This is a genomic window from Streptomyces sp. NPDC104371, assembly GCF_055583785.1.
Genome location: NZ_JBVJNF010000008.1, coordinates 208,041 through 222,059 on the forward strand (window position 1 = coordinate 208,041; position 14,019 = coordinate 222,059).

The window sequence follows — 14,019 nt, forward strand, 5'->3', positions numbered from 1 at the left end:
GAAGGAGCCGTGAAGCACGATGGCGTATGGAACCGGTGTGCGCACCCCGGCGCTCTGGCCGCTGTCCGCCCGCAGCGGAGCAGCACTGGCCGCCCAGGCCCGACGCCTGCACACCCACCTGGCGGGCCGCGCACACTGGAGTCCGACGGACGTCGGCCACGCACTGGCCGCGCTGCCACCCGAGGAGGGACGCCGTGCCGCCCTCGTCGCCGAGGACCGCGAGGGCTTCCTGGAGCGGCTGAGGGCACTGGCCGACGGCAGCGGTACGGCCGGACTGCTGACAGGGGGCGGCCGAGGCGGTGAGGTCGCGTTCGTCTTCCCCGGCCAAGGTTCGCAGTGGCCCACCATGGCCAGTGAACTCCTCGAATCCTCCCCGGTGTTCCGCGCCCGCATGGATGACTGCGCGCAGGCGCTGGAGCCGTTCATCGACTGGTCGCTGCCCGATGTGCTGCGCGGCGTCCCGGGCGCTCCGGCGCTGGAGCACGCCGACGTCGTACAGCCCGCGCTGTTCGCCGTGACGGTGTCCCTGGCCGCGCTGTGGGAGTCCTACGGTGTGCGGCCCGGCGCGGTGCTGGGACACAGCATCGGCGAGGTCACCGCCGCCGTGGTCGCCGACGTACTCAGCCTGGACGACGGCTCCCTGGTGATCGCCCGGTGGAGCCAGGCCCAGGCCACCCTGGCCGGACGAGGCGAGATGATCTCGGTGATGGCCTCCCGCGACCAGCTCCGGCCGCATCTGGACCGCTGGGCCGGGCGCCTGGTCGTCGCCGCCGTCAACGGCCCTGGTTCGGTGGTCGTCTCAGGGGACGCGGACGCGGCCGGTGAACTGCTCGCCGAGCTGGCCGCGGCGGGACTGCACGCCCGTAGGATCGCCGTCGGCCTGGCCGCCCACTCCTCGCACATCGACGACATCGTCCCGCGCATGCGCGCCGACCTCGCTCCTGTGCGACCCCGGACGGCCCGGCTGCCCTACTACTCGGCGGTGACCGGCGGCCTCCTCCAGGACACCCGGCTGGACGCCGAGTACTGGTGCCGCAATCTGCGCGGCGAGGTGAGGTTCCACCAGGCCACCCGCGCCCTGCTGGACGACGGCTACGGCGTGCTGCTGGAGGTCAGCCCGCACACCGTGCTGACCTCGGCGATGCAGGAGACCGTCCAGGAGCACGGCGCCGACGCGCTGGTCACCGGCTCCCTGCGCCGACACCAGGGCGGGCCCGAACGGATGCTGCTCTCCCTCGGGGAGCTGTGCGTCCATGGTGTGCTCCCGGACTGGGCGGCGGTGCTCGGCGAAGTCGCGGGCGACGGCGAGGAGTTGCCCGAGGACCTGCGCGCCGACGCGGCGGACGACACCGACACCGAAGCCGTACCGGATGACGCGACCGAACGGTTCACCGGCCAGTCGCCGGTGGAGCAACGAGCCACGTTGCTGCGGCTGGTGGGCCGCGAGGCGAGCGCCGTACTGGGAACATCCTCGTCGATCAACCCCCAACGCCCGTTCGCGGACGTCGGGTTCGACTCGGTCATGGCGGTGGAGCTGCGCAACCGTATCGCCGCGGCGACCGGACTGACGCTGCCCGCCACGGCGGTGTTCGACTATCCGACGCCCGAGGCGCTGGCGGACTTCCTCCTCACCCGACTGCGAGGTGGCGCCGAGAGCGAGAGCGAGTTCGGCGCGGACCAGGTGGACCCCGGTGAACCGGTGGCGATCGTCGCCATGGGCTGCCGCTTCCCCGGTGGCGCCAACAGCCCCGAAGAGCTGTGGAAGTTACTGGCCGAGGGCACCGACGCGGTGTCCCCGTTCCCCGACAACCGCGGCTGGAACACCGCCGAGGCATACGAGCCGAAGCCGGTCGGCCCCGGCCGCTACTACCAGCGGGAGGCCGGATTCCTCCCGGAAGCCGACCAGTTCGACGCCGAGTTCTTCGGCATCTCGCCGCGCGAGGCCCTGGCGATGGACCCGCAGCAGCGGCTGCTCCTTGAGGTCACCTGGGAGACCTTCGAGCGGGCCGGTATCGATGTGACGACCCTGCGATCGAGCCGGACCAGCGCCTTCATCGGCGCGATGACCATGGACTACGGCCCCCGGCTGCACGAGGAGTCGGAGGTCGGCGGCCACCTGCTCACCGGCAACACCGGCAGTGTCGCGTCCGGCCGCCTCGCCTACGCCCTGGGACTCGAAGGCGCGGCCGTCACTGTGGACACGGCCTGCTCGTCCTCCCTGGTCGCCCTGCACCTGGCCGTGCAGTCGCTGCGCAACGGCGAGTGCTCGCTGGCGCTGGCCGGCGGTGTGACGGTGATGCCGACGCTGGGCATGTTCGTGGAGTTCAGCAGGCAGGGCGGACTGGCCCCCGACGGCCGCTGCAAGGCGTTCGCGGACGCGGCCGACGGCTTCGGTCTGGCTGAAGGCGCCGGGGTGCTGCTGCTGGAGCGGCTGTCGGATGCCCGGCGGCTCGGGCATCCGGTGTTGGCCGTGGTGCGGGGCAGTGCGGTGAACCAGGACGGTGCGTCCAATGGTCTGACGGCGCCGAATGGTCCTTCGCAGCAGCGGGTGATCCGGCAGGCGTTGGCGAGCGCGGCGCTGACCTCCGGCGAGGTGGACGCGGTGGAGGCCCATGGCACGGGCACCACGCTCGGTGACCCGATCGAGGCGCAGGCGTTGCTGGCCACGTACGGGCAGGACCGGCCCGCCGAACGCCCGCTGTGGCTCGGGTCGTTGAAGTCCAACATCGGTCACACGCAGGCCGCCGCCGGGGTCGGTGGCGTGATCAAGATGGTGCTGGCCCTGCGGAACGAACTGCTCCCGATGTCCCTGCACATCGACGCCCCCTCCCGACATGTGGACTGGTCCGCGGGCGCCGTACGCCTGTTGACCGAGCCGACCCCTTGGCCACGCGCCGATCAGCCACGTCGGGTGGGTGTGTCGTCGTTCGGTGTGAGTGGCACGAACGCGCATGTGGTGTTGGAGGAGGCGCCTGGGTCGGAGGCGGCGGGGGAGCGGGCCGATGATGCGGGTGATTCGGGTGTTCCCGTGCCGTGGTTGTTGTCCGCGAAGAGTGCGGATGCGTTGCGGGAGCAGGCGCGGCGTCTGCTGGACGCGGGTGTCGGGGAGGCGCGTGCGGTTGATGTGGGGTACTCGCTTGCCGTGAGCCGGGCTCGGCATGCTCATCGTGCGGTGGTGGTGGGCACAGGGTCCGAGCTGTTGGGTGGGTTGGAGGCGGTGGCGTCCGGTACGGGGGTGACGGGTGCTGCTGTGGGGGATGCGCGGACGGTGTTCGTGTTCCCTGGGCAGGGGTCGCAGTGGGTGGGGATGGCGCGGGGGTTGCTGGAGTCTTCGGAGGTGTTCCGGGACCGGATGCGCGCTTGTGCTGATGCGTTGGCACCTCATGTGGACTGGTCGTTGCTGGATGTGGTGCGCGGTGAGCCCGGGGATCTGGATCTGGACCGGGTGGATGTGGTGCAGCCGGTTCTGTTCGCGGTGATGGTGTCGCTGGCTGAGTTGTGGCGGTCGTTCGGTGTGGTGCCGGATGCGGTGGTGGGTCATAGTCAGGGTGAGATCGCGGCTGCTGTGGTGGCGGGTGGTCTGTCGTTGGAGGACGGCGCGCGTGTGGTGGCTCTGCGTTCTCAGGTGTTGGGTGCTCTTGCGGGCCATGGGGGCATGGTGTCGGTGGCCATGCCGGTCAGCGAAGTACGTGAACACCTGACGGCTGGTCTCTCGGTCGCCGCTATCAACGGCCCGTCCTCGGTGGTGGTCTCCGGTGACACCGAGTCGTTGGACGAGTTGATGGCGTGGTGTGCGGGGGAGGGTGTGCGTGCGCGTCGGATCCCGGTCGACTACGCCTCCCATGGGTCTCAAGTAGAGAGAGTTCAGGCGGAGTTGGCGCAGGCGTTGGCGGACGTGGCGCCGCGTACGGCCGAGGTGCCGTTCTACTCGACGGTGACGGGCGGGTTGCTGGACACCGCCGGTCTGGACGGCGAGTACTGGTACCGCAACCTCCGGCAGACGGTGGAGTTCGAGCAAGCAACCCGAGCCCTACTGGCCGACGGCTACCGGGTGTTCATCGAGTCCAGCCCGCACCCCGTACTCACCATGGCGGTAGGGGAGACCGAGGCGGACGCGGTGGCGGTGGGCACGTTGCGCCGCGGCGACGGAGGCATGGAGCGGTTCCTACTGTCCCTGGGCGAGGCATGGACCCACGGCGTGAACGTCGACTGGGCCCCCGCCTTCGACGGCACCGACGCCCGCCCCGTCGAGCTGCCCACCTACCCCTTCCAACGCCAGCGTTACTGGCTGGAGTCCGCACCCGCGCTCACCGCGGCAACGGACGGCCTCTGGACGGAACTCGAACTCCAGGACCCGGCCCGGCTCTCGCAGACCCTTCAGGTCAGTCCGCAGGCCCTGGGCGAGGTGCTGCCCGCGCTGTCCGCGTGGCGGCAGGACCGGGAGCGCGGCCGACGCGTCGACTCCTGGCGGTACCGGGTGAGTTGGCGCCCGCTGTCCTTGCCGTCCGGTGCCGCGCTCTCCGGTCGCTGGCTGGTGGTGTGCCCCGAGGGCGGCGGCGCGAGCGATGTCGTACGCGGTCTGGCGGCGGCGGGAGTGGACCTGTTGCCCGTCGTGACCGCCGAGGGTCCGGGGCAGAGCCGGGAGTCACTGGCGGCGGCGCTGGCCCAGGTCGCCGGGCAGCCGGTGGCCGGAGTCCTGTCGCTGCTGGCGGCCGAGGAGCGCCCGCATCCCGGGTATCCCGATGTCCCCGGCGGCGTGGCGCTCACCCTGGCGCTGGTCCAGGCCCTGGGAGACACCGGTATCGACGCTCCCCTGTGGTGTGTGACCCGGGGTGCGGCCGTGGTCGGGGCGGGCGAGCTGCCGGGCGCCCCGGCCCAGGCCGCTGTGGCCGGTCTGGTCCGCAGCGCGGCGCTGGAGCACCCGGACCGCTGGGGCGGACTGGTGGACCTGCCTGGGGAGTTGGACGAGCGCGCGGTGCGGCGGCTGTGCGCGGTGCTCGCCGGGGTGAGTGACGAGGACCAGGTCGCGGTGCGGTCCACCGGCGTCTACGGGCGGCGGCTGCGCGCCGCGTCGGCCGGGCGCGCCGGATCCGCTGACGGCTGGCGACCGCGCGGCACGATCCTGGTCACGGGTGGGACCGGCGGGGTCGGCGCCCATGTGGCGCGCTGGCTGGCGGGGCAGGGCGCGGAGCATCTGCTGTTGGTCAGCCGCCGAGGAGCGAAGGCCCCTGGCGTGAATGAACTGCGTGCGGAACTCCTGGAGTTGGGCGCAGCCGTGACGATCGCGGCCTGCGATGTCGCCGACCGGGACTCAGCGACGGCGCTGCTGGCCGCGATTCCGGCCGGGCAGCCGCTCACCGCCATCATCCACGCGGCGGGCGTGCTCGATGACGGAGTGCTGGACGCGCTCACCCCCGAACGTCTGGCCACCTCGCTGCGTGCCAAGTTGACGGCCGCGCGCCATCTCGACGAGCTGACGCGGGAACAGGAGCTGTCCGCGTTCGTCGTCTTCACCTCGGTGATGGGTGTGACGGGCAACGCCGGACAGGGCAACTACGCCGCCGCCAACGCCGCGTTGGATCAGTTGGCCGCCGTCCGCCGGGCCGCCGGGCTGCCCGCCACGGCCATCGCCTGGGGTGCGTGGGCGAGCGGCGAGGGCATGCTGGCGGACCGGCTGGCCGAGCGGCTGCGGGAGCGCGGTCTGCCCTCGATGGCACCGGAGTCGGCGGTCACCGCCATCGGCCGGGCGATCGAGGAGGACGACGAGCTGCTGGTGGTCGCCGACGCCGACTGGCGGCGGTTCGCCGCATCGGCCGGGCTGCGCTCCACCGCGCTCTTCAGTGAACTGCCCGGCTTCGAGGCCGTATCAGACCCCGGTGAGCGGGCGGAGCAGGACGGGGAGTTGCGCGCGCGACTGGCCGGTCTGACCCGCTCCGACCAGGAGGCGTTCGTCACCGATCTGGTGCGCACCCAGGCGGCGGCGGTACTGCGCCATGGCACGACGGACGCGCTGCTCCCGGACCGGGCCTTCTCCGCGGCGGGCTTCGACTCGCTGACCGCCGTGGAGTTGCGCAACCGGCTCAGCGCCGCGACCGGTCTGCGGTTGTCCGCCACCGTGCTCTTCGACCATCCGACGCCGCGTGCGCTGGCCGGTCAACTCCTGGGGCAGCTCGGCGGATTCGAGAGCCCGGCGCAGGAGGAGAAGTCGGCGGCCGGGCCGCGGACAGCGGATCGGCACAGTGAGCCCATCGCGATCGTCGGCATGGGCTGCCACTTCCCCGGTGGTGTCCAAAGCCCCGCCGATCTGTGGGAGTTGCTCGCCGACGGCCGGGACGCGGTGGGGGAGTGGCCGCTGGACCGGGGCTGGGACGTGGAGCGGCTGTACGACCCGGACCCCGACCGCCCCGGTACCACGTACAGTCGGCAGGGCGGGTTCCTGGACGACATCGGCGGATTCGACGCGGAGTTCTTCGGGATCTCGCCGCGCGAGGCGCTGGCGATGGACCCGCAGCAGCGGCTGCTGCTGGAGACCGCCTGGGAGGCCGTGGAGAGCGCGGGGCAGGACCCCGCCGCACTGCGCGGTCGCCGGGTCGGGGTGTTCGTAGGCACCAACGGGCAGGACTACATCGGCCTGTTGGGCCAGGACGAGGGCGCCTCCGAGGGGCACTTCCTGACCGGCAACACGGCCAGTGTGCTCTCCGGACGCATCTCCTATGTGCTGGGCCTGGAAGGCTCCGCCCTCACGGTGGACACGGCCTGTTCGTCCTCGCTCGTCGCGCTGGACCTGGCGGTCCAGGCGCTGCGGCGCGGTGACTGTGAGCAGGCGTTCGCCGGGGGCGTCACGCTGATGAGCACCCCCAAGCTGTTCGTGGAGTTCAGCCGCCAGCGCGGATTGGCTCCCGACGGCCGCTGCAAGGCCTTCGGGGCCGGGGCGGACGGCACCGGCTGGGGCGAGGGCGTCGGTGTGCTTCTCCTGGAACGGCTCTCCGACGCACAGGCGGCCGGGCACCGGGTGCTCGCGGTGGTGCGGGGCAGCGCGGTCAACCAGGACGGCGCCAGCAACGGCCTGAGCGCGCCCAACGGCCCCGCGCAGCAGCGGGTCATCCGGGCCGCCCTGGCCGACGCCGCACTTGACGCGGGCCAGGTGGACGCGGTGGAGGCGCATGGGACGGGCACCCGCCTCGGCGATCCGATAGAGGCCCAGGCGCTTCAGGCCGTCTACGGCGCCGGGCGTGCGGCCGATCCGCTGTGGCTGGGCTCGGTCAAGTCCAACATCGGACACACCCAGGCCGCGGCCGGTGTGGCCGGGGTCATCAAGATGGTGCTCGCCCTCCAGGCCGCTGAACTGCCGCCCACCCTGCACATCGAGGAGCCCAGTCCGCACGTGGACTGGTCCGGTGGCGGAGTGCGGCTGCTGACCGAGCGGATCTCCTGGCCCCGCACGGGCGAGCCGCGCCGGGCGGGCGTGTCCTCGTTCGGGATCAGCGGGACCAATGTCCATCTGATCCTGGAGCAGGCACCGGAGACGGAGCCGTCCGTCAACTCGGCGGAAGATGACGGGAGTTCTGCGAGGGGTGTCGTCGCTCCGGTGCTGCTGTCCGCCCGTACCGAGCCCGCGCTGCGGGCCCAGGCCGCGCGGCTCGGCTCCTACCTGGACGCGCACCCCGAGGGTCTCGAACTCGCCGATCTGCGCTACTCGTTGGCCTCGGGACGGGCCGCGCTGGAACACCGGGCCGCGGTCCTCGGAACGGACCTGGAGTCGGTCCGGAATGCGCTGCGCGCGCTGGCCGAGGGGCGGAGCAGCGGGCGGCTGATCACCGGAGTGGCGGCCACGCCGGGGCGTACGGCCATGCTGTTCCCGGGACAGGGCAGCCAGCGCGCGGGCGCGGGCGCGCAACTGTACCGGGACGAACCGGTGTTCGCCGACGCCTTGGACGAGGTCCTCAGCCATCTCGGCCCCCATCTCGATCTTCCGCTGCGGGACGTGATGTTCGCCGCCCCCGGTTCTCCCGAGGCGGACCTGTTGCAGCGGACCCGCTGTACCCAACCCGCCCTGTTCGCCCTGGAGGTGGCGCTGTTCCGACTGGCCGGGCACTGGGGCCTGCGCCCGGACCTGCTGCTGGGGCACTCGATCGGTGAGTTGGCCGCCGCCCATGTGGCGGGTGTGTTCGACCTCGCGGACGCCTGTGCGCTGGTGGCCGCGCGCGGCAGGCTGATGGACGCGCTGCCCCCGGGCGGGGCGATGACAGCCGTGGAGGCGACCGAGGAGGAGGTGCGCCAGGCGCTGACCGACGATGCCGGGGTCGGTGTCGCCGCCGTCAACGGTCCACGTTCCACCGTGCTTTCGGGCGATCGCGAAGCCGTGGCGAAGCTCGCCGAGGCCTTCGCGGCGCAGGGCCGCCGTACCAAGGAACTGGCCGTCAGCCACGCCTTCCACTCGGCGCGGATGGACGCCATGCTGGACGCCTTCCGGGACGTGGCCGAGGGACTGACGTACTCCGCGCCACACCTGACCGTGATCTCCAACCTGACCGGCGCGCCGGCCACCGCCGCCGAACTGTGCGACCCCGAGTACTGGGTCCGTCAGGTCAGGGGAACCGTACGCTTCCTGGACGGCGCCCTTCGGCTGCGTGCCGAAGGGGTCACCGACTGCCTGGAGTTGGGCCCCGGCGGGCTGCTGTCCGGCCTGGTGCACGAGTGCCTGGCCGACGACCCCGGCGTCCGGGCCGTACCGATGCTGCGCGAAGGACGCCCGGAGCCGGAGTCCGTCGGCGCGGCGCTGGCCGGACTGTATGTGCGGGGAGCCGCGGTCGACTGGTCGCCCGACTGGCACGACAGGTCCGCGCACCGTCTCGAACTGCCCTCCTACCCCTTCCAGCACCAGCGGTTCTGGCCCGAGCCGCAGTCCGCGCCGACGGCACGGCTGCGCTACCGCGTCGACTGGCAGCCGGTCGTGCGGCAGCCCCCCACGGTGGCGCTGTCCGGCCGCTGGCTGCTGGTGGTGCCCGCCGAGCACGCACACCAGGCCACCGCCCGCGCCTGCGAGCAGGCGCTCACCGAACACGGCGCCCAGGTGACGGTGGTTCCCGTCGCGGCGGACGCGGACCGGGCCGAACTGGCCGCGCTGGTGGGCGAGAAGGCCGTGCTGGCGGGCGAGGAGGCCGCCGGGGTGCTGTCCCTCCTGGCCCTCGCCGACGCCCCGCGCCCCCGCCTCGCCTCGCTCAACTGCGGCCTCGCCACGACCCTGTTGCTCATCCAGGCGCTGGGCGACGCCGGTTGCGACGCGCGTCTGTGGTGTGCCACCACAGGTGCCGTACCCGAAGGCGACCTCGGCCCGGCCGACCCGGAGCAGGCCTCCGTATGGGGCCTCGGGCGGGTGGCGGCGCTGGAACACCCGCACCGCTGGGGTGGAATGGTCGATCTGCCCGAGGAGTTGGACGCGGACGCGCGGCGCGCCCTGTGCGCCGTACTGTCGCAGCCCGGGGACGGCGACGGCTACGAGGACCAGGTGGCCGTACGCCCGACCGGGGTGCTCGCCCGCCGACTGCGCCGCGCGCCCGAGCCGACCGCGCGGGACGAACAGGCCTGGACGCCGCGCGGCACGGTCCTGATCACCGGCGGCACCGGAGGGCTCGGCGCCCAGGTGGCGCGGCGGCTGGCCGAACAGGGCGCCGACCACCTGGTGTTGCTGAGCCGACGCGGCCCGGACGCGGACGGCGCGGTCCGGCTCCGCGAGGAGCTGACCGGGCTGGGCGTCCGTACCACTGTCCTGGCCTGTGATGTGGCCGACCGTGGCGAACTGACCACGGTACTGGAGCGGTTGCGGACCGACGGCGAGACCGTACGGGCGGTCTTCCACGCCGCCGGACTCACCTCCGACACGAGGATCGCGGAGTGCACCCTGGAGCGGTTGGCCGAGGAGACGGCCGCCAAACTGCTCGGCGCCGCGCACCTCGACGCCCTCTTCGCCGACCAGGAGTTGGACGCCTTCGTGCTCTTCTCCTCGGTCTCCGCGACCTGGGGCAGCGGCGGCCAGGGCAGCTACGCGGCGGCCAACGCCTACCTGGACGCGGTGGCCGAGCGGCGCCGCTCCCGCGGTCTGGCGGCCACCTCGGTCGCCTGGGGGCCGTGGGCCGGGGCGGGCATGGCACAGGGCGCGGTCGGGACGGAACTGCGCCGCCACGGGCTGATCCCCCTGGCACCGGAGACGGCCCTGGCTGAACTCCAGGGCGCGCTGGACCGCCGGGAGAGCGGCATCGCGGTGGCGGACGTGGACTGGGCGACCTTCGCCCCCGCCTTCCGCTCCGGCCGCGACAGCGCCCTGCTGAGCGAGCTTCCCGAGGCCCGGCCCGCCGAGCCCGCCCGCGCGGGCGACCCGGACACCGGCACGGCCTGGCGCGACCGGCTGACCGGCCTGGCGGCGCCGGAACGTCTGCGCCTCCTGACCGACCTCGTACGGACCGAGGCCGCGACCGTGCTCGGCCATGACTCGGCGCTCGCCGTGGAAGCCGAACGGCCTTTCAGGGAAGCCGGGTTCGACTCGCTCACCGCGATCGAGCTGCGCAACCGGCTGGCCGAGGCCACCGGAGCGGCGCTGCCCGCCACCGCCGTCTTCGACCACCCGACCGCCGCCGAGTTGGCCGGACAGTTGCTGGCCGAACTGACCGGCACCGGCACTGTCGAGGCGGCACCCGCCGCGGCGGCGGCACCCGATGCCGAGCCGCTGGCCGTCGTCGCCATGGCCTGCCGCTTCCCGGGCGGTGTGCATACCCCCGACGACCTGTGGCGGTTGGTGGCCGACGAGGTGGACGCCATCGGCGAGATGCCCGCCGACCGAGGCTGGCCGCTGGAGGAGCTGTACCACCCCGACGCCGAGCACGAAGGCACCTGCTACACCCGGTCCGGCGGATTCCTCGACGGCGCGGGGGAGTTCGACGCGGAGTTCTTCGGGATCTCGCCCCGCGAGGCACTGGCCATGGACCCCCAGCAGCGGCTGCTGCTGGAAGCCTCCTGGGAAGTGCTCGAACGCGCGTGCATCGATCCGCAGTCGGTCCGTGGCAGCCAGGGCGGCGTCTACTTCGGCGTCGCGGGCCAGGGCTACGGCACAGGTCCGCAGGACGGCGCCGCGGATGTGGAGGGGCATCTGCTGGGCGGCACCGTGACCAGCGTGGCCTCCGGCCGGGTCGCCTACACCCTGGGCCTACAGGGCCCCGCTGTCACCGTGGAGACCGCCTGCTCCTCCTCGCTGGTGGCACTGCATCTGGCCGGGCAGGCGCTGCGCGCCGGTGAGTGCTCCTTCGCCCTGGTGGGTGGCGCCGCCGTGATGGCCACCCCGGACCTGTTCGTGGAGTTCAGCCGTCAGCGCGGGCTGTCCACCGACGGCCGGTGCCGCTCCTTCGCCGACGCCGCGGACGGCACCGGCTGGGGCGAGGGAGCCGGGGTGCTGCTGGTGGAGCGGCTCTCCGACGCCCGCGCGAAGGGACATCCGGTGCTGGCGGTGGTGCGGGGTACCGCGATCAACCAGGACGGCGCCAGCAATGGTCTCACCGCCCCCAACGGACCCGCCCAACAGCGCGTCATCCGCCAGGCGTTGGCCAACGCGGGGGTGGCAGCGGCCGACGTCGATCTGGTGGAGGCCCATGGCACCGGCACCACCCTCGGCGACCCGATCGAGGCGCAGGCCGTGCTGGCCACCTACGGCGAGGACCGGCCCGCCGACCGGCCGCTGTGGCTGGGCTCGCTGAAGTCCAACATCGGCCACACCCAGGCGGCGGCGGGCGTCGCCGGAGTCATCAAGACGGTCCTGGCCCTACGGCACCGGACCCTGCCCCGCACGCTCCATGTGGACCAGCCCTCCAGCCGGGTCGACTGGTCGGCGGGCACCGTACGGCTGCTCACCGAGGCCCGGCCCTGGCAGGACCCGGGCCGCCCGCGCCGGGCCGGGGTCTCCGCGTTCGGCATGAGCGGCACCAACGCCCACGCGGTGCTGGAAGAGGCGCCCGCCGACGCCCATGCCGTGCCGGCGGAGGAGCCCGCCGACGTCCGTGCCGTCACGGGGGAGGCGCCCACCGAAGCCCCGGCCGCCGAGCCCGGCCCGGAGCCGACGACGGCGACGTCCCGTACCGTCTGCTGGCCGCTGTCCGCCAAGTCGCAAGGCGCGCTACGGGACCAGGCCCGCCGTCTGCGGGAGCATCTGCGGGCCCACCCCGAGGCGAGGCCCGCGGACATCGCCCACGCCCTGGCCGCCACCCGGTCGTCCTTCGCCCACCGGGCGGTGATCGTCGGAACCGTCCGGAACCACCTGCTCGACGCCCTGGCCGACGTGGCACAGGCGGCCCCCACCCCGTACGCGGTGGACGGCCGGACCCACGACGGCCGGACGGTGTTCGTGTTCCCCGGGCAGGGGTCGCAGTGGGTGGGGATGGCGACCGCGTTGCTGGACGGGTCGGTGGTGTTCGCGGAGCGGCTCGCTGAGTGTGAGCGGGCGTTGGCGCCGTATGTGGACTGGTCGTTGGCGGCGGTGTTGCGGGGTGAGGAGGGTGCGCCGTCGCTGGAGCGGGTGGATGTGGTGCAGCCCGCGTTGTTCGCGGTGATGGTGTCGCTTGCTGCGTTGTGGCGTTCGTACGGTGTCGAGCCGGACGCGGTGGTGGGGCACTCGCAGGGTGAGATCGCCGCGGCGTGTGTGGCGGGCGCTCTCACGTTGGACGACGCGGCGAAGGTCGTCGCGCTGCGCAGTCGGGCCCTGGCCGCGCTGGCCGGACGAGGTGGCATGGTGTCCCTCGCGGTCTCCGAGGAACGGGCCCGGGAACTGCTGCTGCCCCACGGCGAGCGGATCGGTGTGGCCGCGATCAACGGCCCCGAGGCCGTGGTGGTCGCCGGTACCCCCGACGAGCTGACGGCGCTGCTGGACGACTGCGCCCGCCAGGACATACGGGCCAGGCGGATCCCGGTCGACTACGCCGCCCACTCCGCCCAGGTGGCCGAGATCGGCGACGAACTGCGCACCGCGCTGGCCGGGATACGGCCCCGCCCCGCGAAGACCCCGCTGTTCTCCACGGTCACCGGGGAGTTGCTGGACGGCGCCGTGCTGAGCGGTGACTACTGGTACCGCAACCTGCGGGAGCCGGTGGAGTTCGCCGCCGCCACCCGCACCCTGCTGGACGCGGGCCATGACCTGTTCATCGAGGTGAGCCCCCACCCCGTGCTGCTCCCCGCGGTCGAGCACACCGCCGAGCTGGCCGGTCGGCCGATGGCCGGCGTGGGCACCCTGCGCCGCGAGGACGGTGCGATGGACCGGGTCGCCGCGGCCCTGGCCCAGGCGTGGGCGTACGGCGCCACGGTGGACTGGACCGCCCTCCTGCCCGGCCCCGTACACCGGGTGACGCTGCCGACCTACGCCTTCCAGCGTCGGCGCTACTGGCTGCCCACACCCGGCCGTTACGGCACCGCCACCCCGGTGGCCGCGGACCGATCCCCGACACCGCAGACCGTGCCCGAGCCTCAACAGGCCGACGGACTCGCCGCGTTGGCGGAACCGGACCGGCTTCGGGCGGTGCTCGACCTGGTGGTCGGGCACGCGGCGGCGATCCTGGGCCATACGGGTCCCGCGGCGGTGGACGCCGAACGCGCCTTCAACGAGGCGGGCTTCGACTCGATGCTCGCGGTGAAGTACCGCAACCGGCTGAGTGAGGCCCTGGGGATACCGATACCGCCCACCGCGGTCTTCGACCACCCCACGCCGTCCGCGCTCGCCGCACACCTGTCCACGGTGCTGGGCGAGGCCACCTCGCCCACGGTGCCGGTCCTGGCCGAACTCGACCGGCTGGCCGACACGTTGGCCGCCCTGTCGCCCGAGCTGTCCGGCACCGACGAGATCGGCGCCCGGCTGCAGATCCTGCTGCGCGGGTGGACCGAGCGCACCGGAGCGGGCGGCGACACCAAGGACGGCTCCGCGCTCGACTCGGCCACCGCCGACGAGCTGTTCGAACTCCTCGACAACGACTTCGGAATGGCCTGAGG

1 protein-coding gene is annotated in these 14,019 nt (G+C 73.2%); it reads left to right on the plus strand.

Translation table 11 applies throughout. The annotated features are described in order from the left end of the window. The first annotated feature begins 19 nt into the window (after positions 1-19). Positions 20-14,017: a type I polyketide synthase gene (locus tag ACZ60T_RS24805; protein WP_469667890.1), complete on the plus strand. Its 13,998-nt coding sequence runs from the start codon at positions 20-22 to the stop codon at positions 14,015-14,017. The last annotated feature ends 2 nt before the right edge of the window (positions 14,018-14,019 follow it).